Origin of the sequence: Streptomyces sp. NPDC096152, assembly GCF_044763235.1 — a bacterium.
In the GTDB taxonomy this organism is placed as follows: Bacteria; Actinomycetota; Actinomycetes; order Streptomycetales; family Streptomycetaceae; genus Streptomyces.
This window is the reverse complement of the sequence record NZ_JBIWFW010000005.1, coordinates 21,906-41,982: the sequence shown is the minus strand read 5'-3', so window position 1 is coordinate 41,982 and position 20,077 is coordinate 21,906. Positions and strand designations below refer to the sequence as shown.

General features: G+C 71.7%; 20 protein-coding genes. 13 read left to right on the top strand and 7 right to left on the bottom strand.

Annotated elements, in window-relative coordinates; all coding sequences use genetic code 11:
• Positions 1-14: 14 nt before the first annotated feature.
• The 10 genes from ACIQ9G_RS17945 (at position 15) to ACIQ9G_RS17900 (ending at position 8,366) form a co-directional block, all read left to right on the top strand.
• Positions 15-944 (top strand): Rossmann-like and DUF2520 domain-containing protein, encoded by a 930-nt coding sequence (locus ACIQ9G_RS17945; protein ID WP_403610165.1) that lies wholly within the window; start codon positions 15-17, stop codon positions 942-944.
• On the top strand, positions 941-1,933 hold the full coding sequence (panC, locus tag ACIQ9G_RS17940; protein WP_403610162.1) for a pantoate--beta-alanine ligase: 993 nt from the start codon (positions 941-943) through the stop codon (positions 1,931-1,933). Before ACIQ9G_RS17945 ends, panC begins: the two co-directional genes overlap by 4 nt.
• Positions 1,930-3,663, top strand: a complete 1,734-nt coding sequence (locus ACIQ9G_RS17935) for an L-aspartate oxidase (protein ID WP_403610160.1) — start codon at positions 1,930-1,932, stop codon at positions 3,661-3,663. Before panC ends, ACIQ9G_RS17935 begins: the two co-directional genes overlap by 4 nt.
• Before the next feature lie 5 nt (positions 3,664-3,668).
• Positions 3,669-4,649, top strand: a complete 981-nt coding sequence (gene nadC, locus ACIQ9G_RS17930; RefSeq protein WP_403610157.1) for a carboxylating nicotinate-nucleotide diphosphorylase — start codon at positions 3,669-3,671, stop codon at positions 4,647-4,649.
• A 5-nt stretch (positions 4,650-4,654) separates the two neighbouring features.
• Positions 4,655-5,452, top strand: coding sequence for a type III pantothenate kinase (locus ACIQ9G_RS17925; RefSeq protein WP_392192403.1), 798 nt, complete (start codon positions 4,655-4,657; stop codon positions 5,450-5,452).
• A 158-nt stretch (positions 5,453-5,610) separates the two neighbouring features.
• Positions 5,611-6,309: a hypothetical protein gene (locus tag ACIQ9G_RS17920; RefSeq protein WP_403611260.1), complete on the top strand. Its 699-nt coding sequence runs from the start codon at positions 5,611-5,613 to the stop codon at positions 6,307-6,309.
• A 54-nt stretch (positions 6,310-6,363) separates the two neighbouring features.
• On the top strand, positions 6,364-6,552 hold the full coding sequence (locus ACIQ9G_RS17915) for a hypothetical protein (protein ID WP_392192404.1): 189 nt from the start codon (positions 6,364-6,366) through the stop codon (positions 6,550-6,552).
• A 162-nt stretch (positions 6,553-6,714) separates the two neighbouring features.
• Positions 6,715-7,245: a BlaI/MecI/CopY family transcriptional regulator gene (locus ACIQ9G_RS17910; RefSeq protein ID WP_403610154.1), complete on the top strand. Its 531-nt coding sequence runs from the start codon at positions 6,715-6,717 to the stop codon at positions 7,243-7,245.
• A gap of 9 nt (positions 7,246-7,254) precedes the next feature.
• Complete coding sequence (locus ACIQ9G_RS17905; protein ID WP_403610152.1) at positions 7,255-7,788, top strand: amino-acid N-acetyltransferase; 534 nt, start codon at positions 7,255-7,257, stop codon at positions 7,786-7,788.
• A gap of 242 nt (positions 7,789-8,030) precedes the next feature.
• Positions 8,031-8,366 (top strand): Lsr2 family protein, encoded by a 336-nt coding sequence (locus ACIQ9G_RS17900; protein WP_356190687.1) that lies wholly within the window; start codon positions 8,031-8,033, stop codon positions 8,364-8,366.
• Here ACIQ9G_RS17900 and ACIQ9G_RS17895 read toward each other — a convergent pair.
• A complete protein-coding gene (locus ACIQ9G_RS17895) occupies positions 8,345-8,944 on the bottom strand; it encodes an SCO3374 family protein (RefSeq protein ID WP_403610150.1) in 600 nt (199 codons plus the stop codon). The two genes, ACIQ9G_RS17900 and ACIQ9G_RS17895, sit on opposite strands and share 22 nt — an antisense overlap.
• Before the next feature lie 431 nt (positions 8,945-9,375).
• On the opposite strand from ACIQ9G_RS17895, the gene ACIQ9G_RS17890 reads away from it, so the two are divergent.
• A complete protein-coding gene (locus ACIQ9G_RS17890) occupies positions 9,376-11,901 on the top strand; it encodes an ATP-dependent Clp protease ATP-binding subunit (RefSeq protein ID WP_403610146.1) in 2,526 nt (841 codons plus the stop codon).
• Between the two features lie 78 nt (positions 11,902-11,979).
• Here the strand turns inward: ACIQ9G_RS17890 and ACIQ9G_RS17885 are convergent, their stop codons facing one another.
• Complete coding sequence (locus ACIQ9G_RS17885) at positions 11,980-12,621, bottom strand: HAD family acid phosphatase (protein ID WP_403610144.1); 642 nt, start codon at positions 12,619-12,621, stop codon at positions 11,980-11,982.
• A 467-nt stretch (positions 12,622-13,088) separates the two neighbouring features.
• Here ACIQ9G_RS17885 and ACIQ9G_RS17880 point away from each other — a divergent pair, with 467 nt between their 5' ends.
• A complete protein-coding gene (locus tag ACIQ9G_RS17880) occupies positions 13,089-13,709 on the top strand; it encodes a M23 family metallopeptidase (protein WP_403610142.1) in 621 nt (206 codons plus the stop codon).
• 52 nt (positions 13,710-13,761) lie between these two features.
• On the opposite strand, the gene ACIQ9G_RS17875 is transcribed toward ACIQ9G_RS17880, so the two are convergent.
• Positions 13,762-14,358, bottom strand: a complete 597-nt coding sequence (locus ACIQ9G_RS17875) for a TetR/AcrR family transcriptional regulator (protein WP_356190676.1) — start codon at positions 14,356-14,358, stop codon at positions 13,762-13,764.
• A 146-nt stretch (positions 14,359-14,504) separates the two neighbouring features.
• Here ACIQ9G_RS17875 and ACIQ9G_RS17870 point away from each other — a divergent pair, with 146 nt between their 5' ends.
• Complete coding sequence (locus ACIQ9G_RS17870; protein WP_403610140.1) at positions 14,505-16,109, top strand: MDR family MFS transporter; 1,605 nt, start codon at positions 14,505-14,507, stop codon at positions 16,107-16,109.
• 380 nt (positions 16,110-16,489) lie between these two features.
• Here ACIQ9G_RS17870 and cseC read toward each other — a convergent pair whose 3' ends face one another.
• From cseC to ACIQ9G_RS17850, 4 genes are all read right to left on the bottom strand, one after another.
• Positions 16,490-17,848, bottom strand: coding sequence for a two-component system sensor histidine kinase CseC (cseC, locus tag ACIQ9G_RS17865; RefSeq protein ID WP_403610138.1), 1,359 nt, complete (start codon positions 17,846-17,848; stop codon positions 16,490-16,492).
• An 11-nt stretch (positions 17,849-17,859) separates the two neighbouring features.
• Entirely contained in the window at positions 17,860-18,561 is a 702-nt protein-coding gene (gene cseB / locus ACIQ9G_RS17860) for a two-component system response regulator CseB (RefSeq protein ID WP_403610136.1), read from the bottom strand.
• A 227-nt stretch (positions 18,562-18,788) separates the two neighbouring features.
• The gene (locus tag ACIQ9G_RS17855) at positions 18,789-19,442 is read right to left on the bottom strand and encodes a hypothetical protein (protein ID WP_403610134.1); all 654 of its coding nucleotides are present in this window, start codon (positions 19,440-19,442) and stop codon (positions 18,789-18,791) included.
• Positions 19,430-19,969 carry a SigE family RNA polymerase sigma factor gene (locus ACIQ9G_RS17850; protein ID WP_132856486.1) on the bottom strand — a complete coding sequence of 180 codons (540 nt, stop codon included), beginning with the start codon at positions 19,967-19,969 and terminating at the stop codon, positions 19,430-19,432. Before ACIQ9G_RS17850 ends, ACIQ9G_RS17855 begins: the two co-directional genes overlap by 13 nt.
• Between the last annotated feature and the right edge of the window lie 108 nt (positions 19,970-20,077).

The following is a 20,077-nucleotide window of genomic DNA, read 5'->3' as shown; positions in this document are numbered from 1 at the left end:
AAGGCCGCCGTCGCGTGAGTACAAGCCAACAGCCAGACCCCAGGGACCGCCCCGCGCGGCTCACCGTCGGCGTCGTCGGCGCCGGCCGGGTGGGCCCCGCGCTGGCCGCGTCCCTCCAGCTCGCCGGGCACCGCCCGGTCGCCGTCTCCGGCGTCTCCGACGCCTCCCGGCGACGGGCCGCCCTCATGCTCCCCGACGTGCCCCTCGTCCCGCCCGCCGAGGTGCTGGAGCGGGCCGAGCTGGTGCTTCTGACCGTCCCCGACGACGCTCTGCCCGGGCTCGTCGCGGGCCTCGCCGAGACCGGCGCCGTGCGGCCGGGGCAGCTCCTCGTGCACACCTCCGGGCGGTACGGCGCCCAGGTGCTGGACCCCGCCCTGCGCGCGGGCGCGCTGCCGCTGGCCCTGCACCCGGCGATGACCTTCACCGGCACGCCCGTGGACGTGCAGCGGCTGGCCGGCTGCTCCTTCGGGGTCACCGCCCCCGAGGAGCTGCGGCTGGCCGCCGAGGCCCTCGTCATCGAGATGGGCGGCGAGCCGGAGTGGGTCGCCGAGGAGATGCGCCCGCTGTACCACGCGTCGCTCGCGCTGGGCGCCAACCACCTGGTGACGCTGGTCGCCCAGTCCATGGAGCTGCTGCGCGAGGCCGGTGTCGAGGCGCCCGACCGGATGCTCGGCCCGCTGCTCGGCGCCGCCCTGGACAACGCCCTGCGCTCCGGTGACGCGGCGCTCACCGGGCCCGTCGCGCGTGGGGACGCCGGCACCGTCGCCGCCCATGTCGCCGAGCTGCGCCGGCACGCCCCGCAGACCGTCGCCGGCTATCTGGCGATGGCCCGCGCCACCGCCGACCGGGCCCTCGCCCAGGGGCTGCTGAAGCCGGAGCTGGCCGAGGACCTGCTGGGCGTCCTCGCCGAGGGGACCGACGGGACCGAAGGGAGCGCCCGATGACCACAGCACTGCTGCGCACCGCCGACGAGCTGCACGCGCGCGTGCGTCACGGCCGCCGCGCCGTCGTGATGACCATGGGCGCCCTGCACGAGGGCCACGCCACCCTCGTCCGCGGCGCCCGGGAGATCGCCGGGCCCGCGGGCGAGGTCGTGGTCACCGTCTTCGTGAACCCGCTCCAGTTCGGCGCGGGCGAGGACCTGGACCGCTACCCGCGCACCCTGGAGGCCGACCTCAAGGTCGCCGAGCAGGCCGGTGCCGACGCCGTGTTCGCCCCCGCGGTGGAGGAGGTCTACCCGGGCGGCGAGCCCCAGGTCCGCGTCACCGCGGGTCCCATGGGCGAGCGCCTGGAGGGCGCCTCGCGCCCCGGCCACTTCGACGGCATGCTCACCGTCGTCGCCAAGCTGCTCCACCTCACCCGCCCCGACGTGGCGCTGTACGGCCAGAAGGACGCCCAGCAGCTCGCCCTGATCCGCCGCATGGTGCGCGACCTGAACTTCGGCGTCGAGATCGTGGGCGTGCCGACCGTGCGCGAGGACGACGGCCTCGCCCTCTCCAGCCGCAACCGCTACCTCTCCGTCCAGGAGCGGCGCACCGCCCTCGCCCTGTCCCAGGCCCTGTTCGCGGGCCGCGACCGGCACGCCGCGCAGGAGGCGCTGCGCGCGCGGGCCCGCGAGGTGCCCTCCACGCGCGCGCGTGCCGAGGCCCTCAGCGCCCTCGGCGAGTCCCGCGCGGCGGCCGACGCCGCCGCCGTCGCCAAGGCCGTCCCGGGCGCCGCGGCGGCCGTACGCGCGGCCGCCCGCCTGGTCCTCGACGAGGCCGCCCGCCTCGACCCGCCGCTCGAACTGGACTACCTGGCCCTCGTCGACCCGTCCGACTTCACCGAGATCGGGGACGACTTCACCGGCGAGGCCGTCCTCGCCGTCGCCGCCCGGGTCGGCGCGACCCGGCTGATCGACAACCTCCCCCTCACCTTCGGAGCCGCCTCGTGACCAGCACAGGCATACGACTGCACGCGCCCGCGCCCGGGTGGTCCATCTCCGCGGACGTCGTGGTCGTCGGCTCCGGCGTCGCCGGGCTGACCGCGGCGCTGCGCTGCGAGGCCGCCGGCCTGCGGACGGTCGTCGTCACCAAGGCCCGGCTGGACGACGGCTCCACCCGCTGGGCCCAGGGCGGCATCGCCGCGGCCCTCGGAGAGGGCGACACCCCCGAGCAGCACCGGGACGACACGCTGGTGGCGGGCGCGGGCCTGTGCGACGAGGAGGCCGTGCGGCTCCTCGTCACCGAGGGACCCGACGCCGTACGGCGGCTGATCTCCACCGGCGCGCACTTCGACACCGACGACGCGGGCGGCATCCAGCTCACCCGTGAGGGCGGCCACCACCGCCGCCGCATCGCGCACGCGGGAGGCGACGCGACCGGCGCGGAGATCTCCCGGGCGCTCGTCGAGGCGGTGCGCGCACGGGGGATGCGGACGATCGAGAACGCGCTCGTGCTGGACCTGCTCACGGACGCCGGGGGCCGCGCCGCGGGTGTGAGCCTGCACGTGATGGGCGAGGGCCAGCACGACGGCGTGGGCGCCGTGCACGCCCCCGCCGTGGTCCTCGCCACCGGCGGCATGGGCCAGGTGTTCTCCGCGACCACGAACCCGTCCGTGTCGACCGGCGACGGGGTGGCGCTCGCGCTGCGCGCCGGCGCCGAGGTCTCGGACCTGGAGTTCGTGCAGTTCCACCCGACCGTGCTCTTCCTCGGCCCGGACGCCGAGGGCCAGCAGCCGCTGGTCTCCGAGGCCGTACGCGGCGAGGGCGCCCACCTGGTCGACGCCGACGGCGTGCGCTTCATGGTGGGGCAGCACGAACTGGCCGAGCTGGCGCCGCGGGACATCGTCGCCAAGGGCATCACGCGCCGGATGCAGGAGCAGGACGCCGAGCACATGTTCCTCGACGCCCGGCACTTCGGCGCCCAGATGTGGGAGCACCGCTTCCCGACCATCCTGGCCGCCTGCCGCGCCCACGGCATCGACCCGGTCACCGAGCCCGTCCCGGTCGCCCCGGCCGCCCACTACGCCTCCGGGGGCGTGCGCACCGACTCCCACGGGCGGACCACCGTCCCCGGGCTGTACGCGTGCGGCGAGGTCGCCTGCACCGGTGTGCACGGCGCCAACCGGCTCGCCTCCAACTCCCTGCTGGAGGGCCTGGTCTACGCCGAGCGCATCGCCGCCGACATCGCCGCCGCCCGGGCGGACGACGCCTTCCACGCGCGTGTGCCGGCGCCCGTCGCGCAGCCGGAGAAGCCCGCGCACCCCCTGCTCGCCCCGGAGGCCCGGTTCGCGATCCAGCGGATCATGACCGAGGGCGCGGGCGTGCTGCGCTCCGCCGGTTCCCTCGCCAAGGCCGCCGACCGGCTCCAGCAACTGCACACCGACGCCCGCGACGCCCTCGCGGAGAACGGCAAGACGGCCGAGCCGGGCGTCGACACCTGGGAGGCCACCAACCTCCTGTGCGTGGCCCGCGTCCTGGTCGCCGCCGCGCGGCTGCGCGAGGAGACCCGCGGCTGCCACTGGCGCGAGGACCGCCCCGAGCGCGACGACACCCACTGGCGCCGCCACATCGTCGTACGGCTGAATCCGGACCGCTCGCTGGTCCTGCACACCACCGACACCGCAGACTTCCCCCCGACCCGCCCCGAGGCCCCCGCGCCCCAGCGTTCCCAGGAGCAGTGACACAAGTGAGCACCGACGACCTTCCCCTCGCCCCGACCGACGGCTGTGGCGACGGCTGTGCCTGCGGCGGCGCGGACGGCGACGAGGAGTACCTGGAGTGCGGGCTGGACCCCGCGCTCGCCCAGCTCCTGGCCGACGCCGGACTCGACCCCCTGGAGGTCGAGGACATCGCCAACGTCGCCATCCAGGAGGACCTCGACCACGGCGTGGACGTGACGACGGTCGCGACCATCCCCGAGGAGGCCGTCGCCACCGGCGACTTCACCGCGCGCGAGGCCGGCGTGGTGGCGGGCCTCAGGGTGGCCGAGGCGGTGCTCTCGGTCGTCTGCACGGACGAGTTCGAGGTCGAGCGCCACGTCGACGACGGCGACCGGGTGGAGGCCGGGCAGAGGCTGCTGTCGGTCACCACGCGCACGCGTGACCTGCTGACCGCCGAGCGCAGCGCGCTCAACCTGCTGTGCCGCCTGTCCGGCATCGCGACCGCCACGCGCGCGTGGGCGGACGTCCTGGAGGGCACCAAGGCCAAGGTGCGCGACACCCGCAAGACGACGCCGGGCCTCAGGTCCCTGGAGAAGTTCGCCGTGCGGTGCGGCGGCGGCGTGAACCACCGTATGTCCCTGTCCGACGCCGCCCTGGTCAAGGACAACCACGTGGTCGCCGCCGGGGGCGTCGCGCAGGCCTTCAAGGCCGTACGGGAGGCCTTCCCGGACGTGCCGATCGAGGTCGAGGTCGACACCCTGCACCAGCTCCGCGAGGTCGTCGAGGCCGGCGCCGACCTGGTCCTGCTGGACAACTTCACGCCCGGCGAGTGCGCGGAGGCCGTGGGCGTCGTCGGCGGGCGGGTCCTGCTGGAGGCGTCCGGCCGCCTCACCCTGGACACCGCCCGGGCGTACGCGGAGACCGGCGTGGACTACCTCGCCGTGGGGGCACTGACTCACTCCTCGCCGATCCTGGACATCGGCCTGGACCTGCGCGAGGCGGAGTAACGGCCATGCTCCTGACGATCGACGTCGGCAACACGCACACCGTCCTGGGCCTGTTCGACGGGGAGGACATCGTCGAGCACTGGCGCATCTCCACGGACGCGCGCCGCACCGCGGACGAGCTGGCGGTGCTCCTGCAGGGCCTGATGGGCATGCACCCGCTGCTCGGCGACGGCCTGGGCGACGGCATCGACGGCATCGCCATCTGCGCGACCGTGCCGTCGGTGCTGCACGAACTGCGCGAGGTCACCCGCCGCTACTACGGCGACGTGCCGGCCGTCCTGGTCGAGCCCGGCGTCAAGACGGGTGTGCCGATCCTCTTCGACAACCCCAAGGAGGTCGGCGCCGACCGCATCATCAACGCGGTGGCGGCGAACGAGCTGTACGGCGGTCCGGCGGTCGTCGTGGACTTCGGCACCGCGACGACCTTCGACGCGGTCTCCGCGCGCGGGGAGTACGTCGGCGGGGTCATCGCGCCCGGCATCGAGATCTCCGTCGAGGCGCTGGGCGTCAAGGCGGCGATGCTGCGGAAGATCGAGGTGGCCCGGCCGCGCAGCGTGATCGGCAAGAACACGGTCGAGGCCATGCAGTCGGGCATCGTCTACGGGTTCGCCGGGCAGGTCGACGGCGTCGTGAGCCGTATCGCCCGGGAGCTGGCCGACGACCCGGACGACGTGACGGTGATCGCCACGGGCGGCCTGGCGCCGATGGTGCTGGGGGAGTCCACGGTGATCGACGAGCACGAGCCGTGGCTGACGCTCATCGGGCTCCGGCTGGTCTACGAGCGGAACGTGTCGCGCATGTGAGGCCCCCGGGCCGCTGACGAGGGCGTTCGCGGTCACGCGCGTGGCGTGCGGGTGGTGTGCGGGCATCCCGCACGCCACACCGCGTGCCCTTATGTCGAATTTGTCCGATTAGCGCGTATCGTCGGCCTATGCCCACGCCATACGGAACCCGCGGCGGCATGGCGTTCGGCGTGGAGGAGCTGCGTGTGCTCCGCCGCGCTCTCGACCTTGCCCTTCATCCCCGTCCCGCCTCCGCCGAGGACGTACAGGACTGTCTCCGCCTCACCGAGTCGCTGGACGAGGCGATGCGCGAGGGGGCCCGGCTGCGCGCTTTCCTGCTGGCCGACCTCGCCCGCTACCGCGCCGCCCTCCCCGGCACGGCCGTCGGCTATGTGGCGCTCCTGTCGGAAGCGCTGAGCGCCGGCCACCGGCCCGGCCGCGACGATCTCGCGGCGCTCGGCGCCCTGCGCGGCAACGCGGCCGCGGCGGCCCTCCTGGACCGCTGCCTGGCGCTCCTCGGCCCGGTGGCGCCGGCGCCCCCGGGCGCGCGCCCCGCCGAGGCCGCTCTCCCGGCCGTCACGGCCCTCCCGGCGGCCCCGACCGTCCAGGCCTCCCGCAGCCCCCTCCGGGCCCTCCCGGGCGGCCGTACGGGCGCTCTGGCGGCCCAGGGCGGCGACCCCGGCAAGGGGCCCGCCAAGAAGCCGGCGCCGAAGCCCGCCGAGCGCCCCGCGCCGGCCCCCGCGCCGCCGACCCCCGCGCCCGCTCCCGGGACCCCGCAGCCCGCCCGCCGCCCCATCCCCACACCGGGCGAGGTCTTCCCGCGCCGCAAACCGGCCCCGCCGTCCGAGCGGCCGCAGCAGCAGCTCGCGGCTGTGTGACACTGCGCGGTACCCCGCCCCCGTTTGTCCGGCCGCGCTGGCTACCCTGGAGCCATGGACTACGTCTCCGCGCTCGTGCCCCCGGTCGTGATGGCCGTCTTCTTCGCCGCTCTGGTGCGGGTGATCGTGAAGACCCAGGGCGGCGCCGCCAAGGCCAAGGAGGACGCGGCCGTCGACGCCGCCCTCGCGCGCACGGAGAGCGGCCGGCAGGCCTCCGTGGGCGGGGCGCCGACCGACGCCTGAGGCGGCACGCGGCTTCCGCACGGTCATCCCGCGCCGAGACGCCGTACGCCCTTTTTGTTCTTGTTTGCCGCCGAAAGCGCACGTCCGGCACGCCATTGACCGGATCTCCCACTATTGTTCTGAGGTGTGCCTCGCCCATTGGGAGAACTCGAAGACGCGGTCATGACGCGGGTGTGGAAGTGGAACCGCCCGGTGACCGTTCGAGAAGTCCTGGAAGACCTTCAGCAGGAACGGTCCATCGCCTACACCACCGTGATGACCGTTTTGGACAATCTCCATCAGAAGGGCTGGGTGCGCCGCGAAGCGGAGGGCCGCGCCTATCGATATGAGGCGGTCTCCACCCGGGCCGCCTACGCCGCCGCACTGATGAACGACGCCTGGTCCCAGAGCGACAACGCCGCCGCCGCTCTCGTCGCCTTCTTCGGGATGATGAGCGAGGAACAGCGGCGGGCCCTGCGCGACGCCGTACGGATGGTCGAAGGCACTTCGGGATCCGGAGCCGCGGAGTCCGCCGAACTCTCGACTCGGAGCCCGGCCGAAGTCACCCCGGAAGAGTCCGCCGAAGTCAAGGGCGAAGTCAAGGGCGAAGTCCTCGGGGAAGCCCCGGGCGAAGTCGGCGGGGAAGTCCCGGATACCGCCGCCGAAACCGGCGACGAGAACCCCGGCTCGGCGCGCGGCGGACGCGGGCGATAGCGTCCGCTCATGTCCGCAGAGCGCCCCGAAGTCTCCGCAAAAGCCCTCACCGTCCGCCGGGCCCGCACCAGCGATGTCCCGGCCGTGCGCCGACTGCTCGACACCTACGTCCGTGAGCGCATCCTGCTCGACAAAGCGACGGTGACGCTTTACGAGGACATCCAGGAGTTCTGGGTCGCCGAACGGGGCGACAACGCCGAGGTCGTCGGCTGCGGCGCACTGCACGTGATGTGGGAGGACCTGGCGGAAGTGCGCACTCTCGCCGTGCGGCCGGGCCTGAAGGGCGCCGGCGTCGGTCACCGACTGCTGGAGAAGCTCGTCGAGACCGCGCGCGGGCTCGGCGTTCGCCGCGTTTTCTGCCTGACCTTCGAAGTCGACTTCTTCGCGAAGCACGGCTTCGTGGAGATCGGTGAGACGCCCGTCGACACCGATGTCTACGCCGAGCTGCTGCGTTCCTATGACGAGGGCGTCGCGGAGTTCCTCGGACTCGAACGAGTGAAACCGAACACCTTGGGCAACAGCCGGATGCTTCTGCATCTGTGATCGACGAGGAACAGTCCGCGACGGAAGCCGTATTCCGCTCGACCGCCCTGCCCGCGCTCCCTATGTCCGAAACGCGCACGTTTCCCGGCGGGGTGGCCCTTCGGTCTCTCCCAGGGGTTTGTGTTTTTCCGGCAAAAGCGGTTTGCTTTCCGACGTAGTGCAGTACTGCATATAACAGGGGACGGCGAAACGGCGGACGCCTGCGAACCCCGGCCCTCACGTTATCGATGAAAGGAAATCCGGTGGCACAGAAGGTTCAGGTCCTTCTTGTCGATGACCTCGACGGCGGCGAGGCGGACGAGACCGTGACGTTCGCGCTGGACGGCAAGACGTACGAGATCGATCTCACCACCTCCAACGCGGACAAGCTCCGCGGTCTTCTCCGGCCGTACGTCGACGGTGGTCGTCGTACCGGAGGCCGTGCCGCGGGTGGGCGTGGAAAGGCGCGCGCCGCTTCCGGTGGCAGCCAGGACACCGCGCAGATCCGCGCCTGGGCGAAGGAGAACGGATTCGAGGTCAACGACCGCGGCCGTGTTCCCGCGTCCATCCGCGAGGCCTACGAGAAGGCCAACGGCTGAGCGCACGCGCGTCGCAGCCGGATGCGGTGGCACTGCGTCGCCGCCGTGTCCACCACGCGCACGAGATCGGGGGTGCCGCCCTGGCCCCCCACCGCCGACAGTGTCGGCAGCGAGGTCTCGACCTCGCGCCCAGGCTCGGGGGGCCGCAGCCACACGGCGGCCCCCTGCGATCCGGAGCGGCCGGGGGCACACGGCCGCCCTCCGGCAGGCCCGGCCTCCGGCGGCAGCGGCGCGTCCGTCAGCGTGCCCGCGCCGAGGGCCACCAGGTCCAGCCCCACCGCGCCCCACTCCAGCCACTCCAGCAGCCCCGGCAGCTCCTCCGCGCTGCCCGCGGCCACCAGCAGGCGCATCCGGTCCCCCTGAACGGCCACCGGAGAGTGCGGCCCCAGGTGACGCAGCGCCGCCCGCCCCGCCTCCACCGGCACGTCCAGCACGTCGAAGCGGCGGCCCACCACGAGGCGCACCGGCGCGCCGGGCGCCGTGGCCCAGCCCAGTGCCTGCTCGTACCAGTGCCGCGCCCCGTCGCCCGGATCGGGCGGCCGGCGGGGAGCGGGAACCGTGGGGACGCTGCCGGTCATGCCAGGTGCAACCTCCGAAATTCCCCCCAGGTTACGCTGAGTCGCACACCGTGTGCGCAGGGTTCCGGAAAGCGCGGGCCGTGGCGGCGCGAGGGGCGGAAAGGTTGTTCGCCCATAGCGGAGGGAACCGATGCGCGCGGCATGGAGTATCAGCCCCCACGGGTAAGACATCCCTAGTGGGAGGGGGCGACACGCAGGCCCGGAACGTCTCACGTTCGCCATCGGCGTACTGGCGACTGGGGTAACTGCCTGGCCTGCGGGAACATCGTCTCGCACCATCGGGTTGGAGCAGATGTCGGCGTTCGGGGTCAGGAGGCCATCGACGGTGTCGGCAGTTGGAATGAGCGGTCCCCGCTTGCGGGACTAAGCTGCGGAAGGACAGGGAGGGGAAGTTCCCCCCACTGCCTGACCGCTCTGAGGAGCGATTAACGATGTTCGAGAGGTTCACCGACCGCGCGCGGCGGGTTGTCGTCCTGGCTCAGGAAGAAGCCCGGATGCTCAACCACAACTACATCGGCACCGAGCACATCCTCCTGGGCCTGATCCACGAGGGTGAGGGTGTCGCCGCCAAGGCCCTTGAGAGCCTCGGGATTTCGCTCGAGGCGGTCCGCCAGCAGGTGGAGGAGATCATCGGCCAGGGCCAGCAGGCCCCCTCGGGCCACATTCCCTTCACCCCCCGTGCCAAGAAGGTCCTGGAGCTGTCGCTCCGCGAGGCCCTTCAGCTGGGCCACAACTACATCGGCACGGAGCACATCCTGCTCGGCCTGATCCGTGAGGGCGAGGGCGTCGCCGCCCAGGTCCTGGTCAAGCTGGGCGCAGACCTCAACCGGGTGCGGCAGCAGGTGATCCAGCTGCTCTCCGGTTACCAGGGCAAGGAGACCGCCGCCGCCGGCGGCCCTGCCGAGGGCACCCCCTCGACGTCCCTGGTCCTCGACCAGTTCGGCCGGAACCTCACCCAGGCCGCTCGTGAGTCCAAGCTCGACCCGGTCATCGGGCGCGAGAAGGAGATCGAGCGGGTCATGCAGGTGCTGTCCCGCCGTACCAAGAACAACCCGGTGCTGATCGGTGAGCCCGGCGTCGGCAAGACCGCCGTCGTCGAGGGCCTCGCCCAGGCGATCGTCAAGGGCGAGGTGCCCGAGACCCTCAAGGACAAGCACCTCTACACCCTGGACCTCGGCGCGCTGGTCGCGGGCTCCCGCTACCGCGGTGACTTCGAGGAGCGCCTGAAGAAGGTGCTCAAGGAGATCCGCACCCGCGGCGACATCATCCTGTTCATCGACGAGCTGCACACGCTGGTCGGTGCGGGTGCCGCCGAGGGCGCCATCGACGCGGCCTCCATCCTGAAGCCGATGCTGGCTCGCGGTGAGCTCCAGACCATCGGTGCCACCACCCTGGACGAGTACCGCAAGCACCTGGAGAAGGACGCGGCCCTGGAGCGCCGCTTCCAGCCCATCCAGGTCGCCGAGCCGTCCCTGCCGCACACCATCGAGATCCTCAAGGGTCTGCGCGACCGGTACGAGGCCCACCACCGCGTCTCCATCACGGACGAGGCGCTGGTCCAGGCCGCCACCCTGGCCGACCGGTACATCTCCGACCGCTTCCTGCCGGACAAGGCGATCGACCTGATCGACGAGGCCGGTTCGCGGATGCGCATCCGCCGGATGACCGCGCCGCCGGACCTGCGCGAGTTCGACGAGAAGATCGCCGGCGTCCGCCGGGACAAGGAGTCCGCGATCGACTCGCAGGACTTCGAGAAGGCCGCCTCCCTGCGCGACAAGGAGAAGCAGCTCCTGGCCGCCAAGGCCAAGCGGGAGAAGGAGTGGAAGGCCGGCGACATGGACGTCGTCGCCGAGGTCGACGGCGAGCTGATCGCCGAGGTCCTCGCCACGGCCACCGGCATCCCGGTCTTCAAGCTGACCGAGGAGGAGTCCAGCCGCCTGCTCCGCATGGAGGAGGAGCTGCACAAGCGGGTCATCGGCCAGGACGACGCCGTCAAGGCGCTGTCCAAGGCGATCCGCCGTACCCGCGCCGGTCTGAAGGACCCGAAGCGTCCCGGTGGCTCGTTCATCTTCGCCGGCCCGTCCGGTGTCGGTAAGACGGAGCTGTCCAAGGCGCTCGCCGAGTTCCTCTTCGGTGACGAGGACGCGCTGATCTCCCTCGACATGTCGGAGTTCAGCGAGAAGCACACCGTCTCGCGTCTCTTCGGTTCGCCCCCCGGCTACGTGGGCTACGAGGAGGGCGGTCAGCTGACGGAGAAGGTGCGCCGCAAGCCGTTCTCGGTCGTCCTCTTCGACGAGGTCGAGAAGGCCCACCCGGACATCTTCAACTCGCTGCTGCAGATCCTGGAGGACGGTCGCCTGACCGACTCCCAGGGCCGGGTCGTGGACTTCAAGAACACGGTCATCATCATGACGACCAACCTCGGCACCCGGGACATCTCCAAGGGCTTCAACCTGGGCTTCGCGGCCACGGGTGACACGAAGAGCAACTACGAGCGCATGAAGAACAAGGTGTCGGACGAGCTCAAGCAGCACTTCCGCCCCGAGTTCCTCAACCGCGTCGACGACGTGGTCGTCTTCCCGCAGCTCACGCAGGCCGACATCCTCCGGATCGTCGACCTGATGATCGGCAAGGTGGACGAGCGCCTGAAGGACCGGGACATGGGCATCGAGCTCTCCCAGTCCTCCAAGGAGCTGCTCGCCAAGAAGGGCTACGACCCCGTGCTGGGCGCCCGGCCGCTGCGCCGGACCATCCAGCGCGAGATCGAGGACTCGCTCTCGGAGAAGATCCTCTTCGGCGAGCTGCGCCCCGGTCACATCGTGGTCGTGGACACCGAGGGCGAGGGCGACGCCAAGACCTTCACCTTCCGGGGTGAGGAGAAGTCGGCGCTGCCGGACGTCCCGCCGATCGAGCAGGCGGCCGGCGGAGCCGGTCCGAACCTGAGCAAGGACGCGTAGCCGCCGCGCTCGGCGCGAACCGAGGGGGCTGCCCCGGGACCTGGAGTCCCGGGGCAGCCCCCTTTCCGCTGCGCTCCGTCAGGACAGCTGCCCGTCGTAGTCCGGCAGCTTGAAGGTCTGCTCGGCGTGGCCGCCGGAGAGGTCGGTGGCGCTGTTGCCGATGTTCGCGATGATCGTGTAGCCCTTGGACTCGATGTCGGCGCGCTGGGCGGTCTTGTAGTCGGCGACGTTCTTGAACAGGTCGAGCAGGCCGCGGACGTAGAGGCCGTCGACGTCGTAGCCGTCGTACTCCAGGTTGTACTTCGTCGGTGCCTTGATGATGCCGGGGCGGGCCGTGACGAAGAACAGGGAGACTCCGTGCTCCTGGGCGTACTGGGCGGCCTTCAGCACGGGCTTGTTGGCCGGCTGGGGGTAGCTGAAGCCGAAGTCGGTCTCCAGGGTCGTGTTGTCGATGTCGAACACGATCGCCTGCTTCTCTCCCGGCCGGGCGTCGGCGATGCGCCCGCGCAGGTAGGGCATCGCCTGGTCCATCACGGCCTGGCAGTCCTTCTGCCAGGTGGCGTAGTCGACGTTCCCGGACGCGGTGGCGGTGGCGCCCGTCGTGGCCGAGGCCGGGGTGTTCGTCGCGGCCTGCGCGCCCACGGGGGCGGCGAGGGTCGTGGCGGCGACCGTGGCGACGGCGGTCGTGCCGATGCGGCGCGTCCAGGTGTTTCTGGTCATGGGTGGGGGGTCCTCTCGCGACCGAAACGCTGCGGATTGTTGTGGGCATGCTCATGCGCGAGGGTGGCGAGAGGGGAACCGAATGATTACTTGTCGGTAACTCTCATGAGACGCGGGCCACATGAGGCGCGTCACACCAACGGGGGCCCCAGGGGCTGAAGTCGGTGACATGCGGCACAGGCGCTTCGGGCGGTACTAGGCGGAGTAGTGGGTTCCCTGCCTGACAAATACGGACTTTTGCCCCAGTGGGGCGCTGTGGGGCCTGCCGCTGTCCAGCGCTTTTGGGTGATGTGTCCCAGTTGAGCGTTCTGTCAATACTTCGAGCATTTTGGGGATCGCGTACTACTTTCCGTCGTAGAGGGGGTGTTTGAGGGCTTGTGTCGGCCGGGGTTACCAAGGTGGGGCCCGCCCGGCGAGCGCCCCGCGCTCCGGGTGGTTCTCATGTCCCCCACCCCCATGAGGTATCGATGTTCCAGCGCGTCACGTCCCGTTCCGCCCGTGCGTCCAAGCTCCGTACCCGCGCCGCCGTCGTCGCCGCCGGCCTGGGGGTCTCGGTCGCCCTGGGGGCGGGCGCGGCATCCGCCACCGCCGCCACCACGGTCACCACCGTGGCCGCCAAGAAGGCCACCGCGGCGACGGTCGTCCCCGCGGCCGCCAAGAAGGCCGCCGCCACCTGGGTCCACCCGGTGAAGAAGTACACGCTCAGCGCCAGCTTCATGCAGAACGGCAGCCACTGGGCGCACAAGCACAGCGGTCAGGACTTCGCCGTGCCGATCGGCACCAACGTCGTCGCCGCGCACGGCGGCACCGTCGTCAAGGCCGGCCCCAACGGCGCCGGTGACGGCCCCGCGTACGGCAACGCCATCGTCATCAAGCACGGCAACGGCACGTACTCCCAGTACGCGCACCTGTCGCGGATCGACGTGAGGGTCGGTCAGGTCGTCGCCACCGGACAGCACATAGCCAAGTCCGGCAACACCGGTAACTCCACCGGCCCGCACCTGCACTTCGAGATCCGCAAGACCCCGAACTACGGCTCCGCCGTCAACCCGGTCGTCTTCCTGCGCGCCCACGGCGTGAGCGTCTGACCGACGACCGCGACGCGCCTCGCCGCCCACCGACCGGTGGGCGGCGTCGTCGTCAGGAGCCCTGGGTGGCCCGGTCCGCCTGGGTCACCAGGTCGATCGCGACCTCGAGGACGGCCTTGCGCTTCTCCTCGGGGTCGCCCTGTACGTCCTGCATGACGAACATGCCGGCGTGCAGCGTGAACAGGGCGCTGACGCAGCGGACTTGGTCGGTGAGGCTCGCGTCCGGATCGATGATGATGTCGCGCAGGCAGCGCATCCGGTCCTTGAACGTGTCCCCGATGCGCAGTTCCCGCACCGTCGCCTGGTTCTCCTGCATGAAGCGGAACAGCGGCGCCGCGCCCGCGAGCGCGTCGCTGTAGCGGCGGACGATCTCCTGCTTGGTCTCCAGGGTGTGCGGCTGCCGCCGGCCCCACTCGATCAGGTCCTCGATCGGCTGCGTCAGGTCCTCGAAGAGGCTGACGAGGATCTCTTCCTTCGTCTTGAAGTGGTAGTAGAGCGCCGCCTTGGTGACCTGAAGGTGCTCGGCGATCTCGCGGAGCGAGGTCTTCTCGTACCCCTGCTCGGCGAAGAGTTCGAGCGCCACGTCCTGGATGCGCTGGCGGGTGTTTCCGCGGCGCTGCTGCTTGGTGCCGTCCATGGTGCCGCCCATCCTCGTACTCCTTGCGCTCCCGCCCAAACTTACCGGCCGACCGGCAGGCGAAACTTACTTGACGCCCGGCTAGTTAGCGGGCTACCTTCCCGAGTGTAGTAACTTGCCGGGCGGCAAGTAAGTAGGCGTAGCTGGGGGATGGACCGATGGCGGACACAGTGAACACCGAGGCGGACACCACGGAGGGCGGCAAACAGCCCAGGAGCGTGCGGGTCGTGCTGCTCGCGCTCATGATCGCGATGATGCTCGCGATGCTGGACAACATGATCGTGGGCACCGCGATGCCGACGATCGTCGGCGAGCTCGGTGGACTCCAGCACCTGTCGTGGGTGGTCACCGGGTACACCCTCGCCACCGCCGCGTCCACCCCGCTGTGGGGCAAGCTCGGCGACATGTACGGGCGCAAGGGCGCCTTCATGACCTCGATCGTGATCTTCCTGGTCGGCTCCGCGCTGAGCGGCATGGCGCAGAACATGGGGGAGCTGATCGGCTTCCGCGCCGTGCAGGGCCTCGGCGCGGGCGGTCTGATGGTCGGCGTCATGGCGATCATCGGTGACCTGATCCCGCCGCGGGAACGCGGCAAGTACCAGGGCATGATGGCCGGCGTCATGGCGCTCGCGATGATCGGCGGTCCGCTGGTCGGCGGCACGATCACCGACAACTGGGGCTGGCGCTGGGCCTTCTACATCAACCTGCCGCTCGGCGCGGTGGCCCTCCTCGCGGTCAGCGCGGTGCTCCACCTGCCGAGGAAGCGTGCGCAGGCCCGGATCGACTACCTGGGCGCCGGCCTGCTGACCGTCGGCATCAGCTCCATCGTGCTCGTCACCACCTGGGGCGGCTCGGAGTACGCCTGGACCTCCGCGCGGATCATGGAACTGACCGCGATCGGCGTCGCCACGCTCGTCGGGTTCGTGTTCCGGCAGACCAAGGCGGCCGAGCCGATCGTGCCGCTGCACATCTTCCGCAGCCGCAACTTCACCCTCATGTCGCTGATCGGCTTCATCACCGGCTTCGTGATGTTCGGCGCGGTGCTCTTCCTGCCGCTGTACCAGCAGTCGGTGCAGGGCGCCTCCGCGACCAACTCCGGTCTGCTGCTCCTGCCCATGCTCGGCGCCATGCTGGTCGTGTCGATGATCGCGGGCCGGGTGACCACCAACAGCGGCCGCTACAAGGTCTTCCCGGTCGTCGGCAGCGCGCTGATGATCACCGGGCTGTACCTGCTGTCCCTGATGGACACCGAGACCACACGGCTCACCTCCGGCCTCTACATGGCCGTTCTCGGCGCCGGCATGGGCTGCCTGATGCAGATCACCATGCTGGTCGCGCAGAACAGCGTGCAGATGAAGGACATGGGCGTCGCCTCGTCGTCCACCACCCTCTTCCGTACGCTCGGCTCCTCCTTCGGTGTCGCCATCATGGGCGCGCTGTTCAACAACAGGGTCCAGGACGTCATGGCCGAGCGGGCCGGCGCGCTCGGCTCGAAGATCACCGAGCAGTCCGCGCAGTTGGACGCGGCGAGCCTGGCCAAGCTGCCGACCGCGGCGCGCGAGGCGTACCAGCACGCGGTGTCGGCCGGCACCCACTCGGCGTTCCTGCTGGGCGCCGTCGTGGCGGTGCTCGCGCTGGCGACGGCCGTGTTCGTCAAGGAGGTCCCGCTGAAGGGCGCGGGCCCGGCCGCGCCCCGGCCCGAGGGCCAGGACGGCGCCGTCGACGCGGCACCGGCGCGCGAGGGCGTGGCGGAGGCCGTCTGACCCCGCACCACCCCGTACGAAGGCCCCCGGCGGTGTCCGCCCCGGGGGCCTTCGCCGCCCCGCCAACGGGCGGGCGGGGCCATCCACGGCAGGGGAGCCGGGGGGCCGCGGCGAGGGGGAGCAGGGGGCTTCCTCCAGCACGGGGGAGCGTGGGACGTCTGGGCGTGGAGAACGGTGCGCTCCCCGGCATGGGAAACGGGGGCCATGTTCCCGACAGGAGGTTCAGCGGGGCTTCCCCGGCAGGGAAAAGCGGGGGCTTCCCCAGCAAGGGGGAGCGGGGGGACTTCCGGCACGGAGAACGCAGGACTCCCCGGGATGGGAAACGGGGGTCACCTCCCCGACAGGTGGAGCGGGGGCTTCTCCGGCCAGGGAGGCGTCGTTCACTGCCCCGGCAGGGGAAGCATCGGATGGCTGCCCGTGTTCGTCGGCGCGTGCTCCGGCAGCCACAGGACCGCGACCGCGCCCTCGGACGGGACGTGGCCCGGGGCGCCCACGGGACGGACGTTGCGGAAGGTGAGGCGGGCGCCCAGGACCCGGGCCTGCCCGGCCGCGATGGTCAGGCCGAGGCCGTGGCCGTGCCCGGCGCGGTCCCTGCTGCCGGTGCGGAAACGGCTCGGGCCCTCCGCGAGCAGGTCCTCGGGGAAGCCGGGGCCGTGGTCCCGCACCCGGATGACCCGGCCCTCGACGGTCACCTCGATCGGCGGCCTGCCGTGCCGGGCGGCGTTGGCGAGCAGGTTGAACAGCACCCGCTCCAGGCGCCGCGGGTCGGTCGTGACCTCCGACTCGTGCACCACCCGCACCGCGACGTGCGGGTCCTTCGCCGCCACCCGCCGGGTGACGAAGTCGCCCAGCATGATGTCCTGCAGCTCGGCCCGTTCCGAGGCGCCGTCCAGGCGGGCCACCTCCAGCACGTCCTCGACGAGCGTGCGCATGGCCTTGGCGCGGTCCAGGACGAGCTCGGTGGGGCGGCCGGGCGGCAGCAGCTCGGCCGCTGTGAGCAGCCCGGTCACCGGGGTGCGCAGCTCGTGCGCGATGTCCGCCGTGACCCGGCGCTCCGCCTCCAGGCGCTGTTGCAGCGCGTCCGCCATGGCGTCCACCGCACGGGCGAGGTCGTCGGTCTCGTCCCGTACGACACCCCCGATGGCGTCCCGCACCCGCACGTCGGGCTCGCCCATGGCGACCTGGTTCGCCGCGGCCGCGGCCTTGCGCAGCCGGCGCGAGAGCTGACCGCCGATGAGCACACCCAGCGCGCTGCCCCCGAGGACGACCGCGATGGAGCCGATGACGAGGGCCTGGTCGAGGTCCTTGAGGATGTCCGTGCTGCGGTCGGTGAAGTGGGTGTGCAGGGACAGCACGTGCCCGTCCTTGACCGGGACGGCCGCCCAGATGTCCGGCAGCCCGTCCGCGTGGTCGGTCACGAAGGTAGCCCGCCGGCCCTCCCCGACCTTCTCCCGCAGCGCCGGCGGCAGCGCCGGATCGTCGACCTTCACGCCGGGGAAGTTCGGCCGGCCGTCGCGCTCGTAGGCGCGCTGGCCGATCTGGACCCGCTCGTCGGCGAGGTCGCGCGCGTTGTCGAGCATGGACACCCGGGCGGCGTTGTGCACGACCAGGCTGAGCGCGAGCGCCACCAGCGCCCCCACCAGCGCGATGGCCGCGCTGAGCTTCCATCTCAGCCCGGTGTGCAGGCCCGTACGGAGGCCGGCGCGCTCCGGGGTCAGGTGACGCTTCGTCCCGCGCATGTCGGCCCCGCTCAGGCCTTCAGCTTGTAACCGAAGCCGCGGACCGTCTCGATGCGGTCCTGACCGATCTTCGTGCGCAGCCGCTGCACATGGACGTCGACGACGCGTGTGTCGCCGCCCCAGCCGTAGTCCCACACCCGCTCCAGGAGCTTGTCCCGGGACAGGACCGTGCCCGGCGCGGAGGAGAACTCCAGGAGCAGCCGCATCTCGGTCGGCGTGAGCGCCACCGGCTGCCCGGCCCGGCGCACCTCCATGCCCTCGGTGTCGACCTCCAGCTCGCCGAAGGTCAGCACCCCGCCGTCCACCGCCGACGGGTCGGCCTCCGCCCGGTCGCCGCCGGCGTGCCCGAAGCGGCGCAGCACCGCGCGGATCCGGGCGACCAGGACGGCCCCGTCGAACGGCTTGGTCACGTAGTCGTCGGCGCCCGCCTCCAGGCCGAGGACGACGTCGATGGAGTCCGCGCGCGCCGACAGCATGATCACGGGCACCGTGGACTCGTCGCGGATGCGGCGGCACAGGCTGACCCCGTCGAGGCCGGGGACCATCACGTCCAGCAGCGCGATGTCGGGTCTGTCCGCCCGGAACGCCTCCAGGCCCGACAGCCCGTCCGGCATGGCGGTGACCGCGAAGCCGACCCGCTCCAGGGCGAGCTGGGTGGCCTCGCGGATGACGTCGTCGTCCTCGACGAACAGGACGTGGGTCTGCTCTGCCATCCCGGTGCTCTCAGTCCTCGTGTGCTTGTCGTGGTGCGTTCTCGGACGGTACGCCCGCTCGTGGACGGCCCGGCCGTGCCGGGCGCCCACTGGGTGGACGCGGATGCCGGCCGTTACGTTCACTCGCGGGGCCTTCACCGGGAGAACGGCCCGGCCGGGCGATCGGTTCACGCCGTCGGAATTCTTGCGCAGCCGAAGCGAGCGGCGGGCCGGCGGGGGCCGGGCGGTCAGTTGCCCGGTGGCGGTGTCGTTCCGTCCCCGACGGCATTGCTGTACTCGTTGCGCGTGCTGTACTTCTTGGCGAACCGGCCGGCCGACCAGTGGTACGTGATCACGTCCTCGCCGGACGGATTCGACACCGGGTCGCCCTTCTCGTACACCTGCTTGGTCACCACCAGGTCGCCGCGGTCTATCTCCGCGTACACGGGAGGCTCCTCGGCCCGGAAGACGCTCTCGTAGCCGTCTCCCTCCTCGCGGTACACGTACGCTCCCACGCCCACCGCGTCCCCGCAGGTCAGCACGTTGATGACGATGTCGTCCACGGACCCGCCGGTCAGGTCGCCGTAGGACACGTCGACCGGGTACTCGTCGGCCACGCAGGGCTTCAGGTCGCGCTTCACCGCGGCCGAAACCCGCGGGTCGTCCTTGATGAGCCGGACCGCGTCCACGTGCTCGGGGGTCTTGCTGGGGCTGAGGGTGCGGGTGGTGCCGCCGCCCGTCACCGAGTCGGCGTGGGCCGGGCCCTCGTCACGGGCGCCGGTTCCGCCGGTGCCGCAGGCGGAGACCAAAAGGGCGAGGGCGGCGAGCACGGACACCGCCGTGATCGCCGCCTGGAAGGTCTCCCGGGCCCGGTTGGGCCCCGCGCCGGTCAGGCCGCGCAACGCTCCCGCTCCTCACGCTCCAGCGCGCGTGCGTCCAGATCGCGGGCCTCCAGCTCCTCGCGGAGCCGGGCGAGCGCCCGGTGCAGCGTGCTCTTGACCGTTCCCGCCGACATGCCGAGGGCGGCGGCCGTCTCCTCAGTGGACATCTGCTCCCAGTGTCGCAGCACGACGACACTGCGCTGCTTGGGAGCGAGCACCTTCATGATGTCCATGAGGAGGGCGCGGTCGGCGTGCTGCTCGGTGGAGTCGTCCACGCAGGCGTCCGGGAGCTGCTCGGTCGGGACCTCCTCCAGCTTCCGGGCGCGCCACCACTCGGTCCGCGTGTTGATCATGACACGGCGCAGGTAGGCGTCCGCGAGCCGCTTGTCGGCGATGCCCTCCCAGCGGCCGTACGTCCTGACGAGCGCCGTCTGGAGCAGGTCCTGGGCGTCGACCGGGTCCGGCACCAGCCGGCGTGCGCTGCGCAGCAGCGCGTCCTGCCGGGTGCGCACGTACTCCTCGAACTCCAGCACCTCGCCCTGCGCCATGTCCAACCGCCTCCGATCCCCGTTTCCGGCCCGCGTGCGGCCGGTTCTCGCCTGTGATGCGGACGGGCTGTGGTCGGCAGCCGTCCGGTGCCGCTCGGGCACGCATCA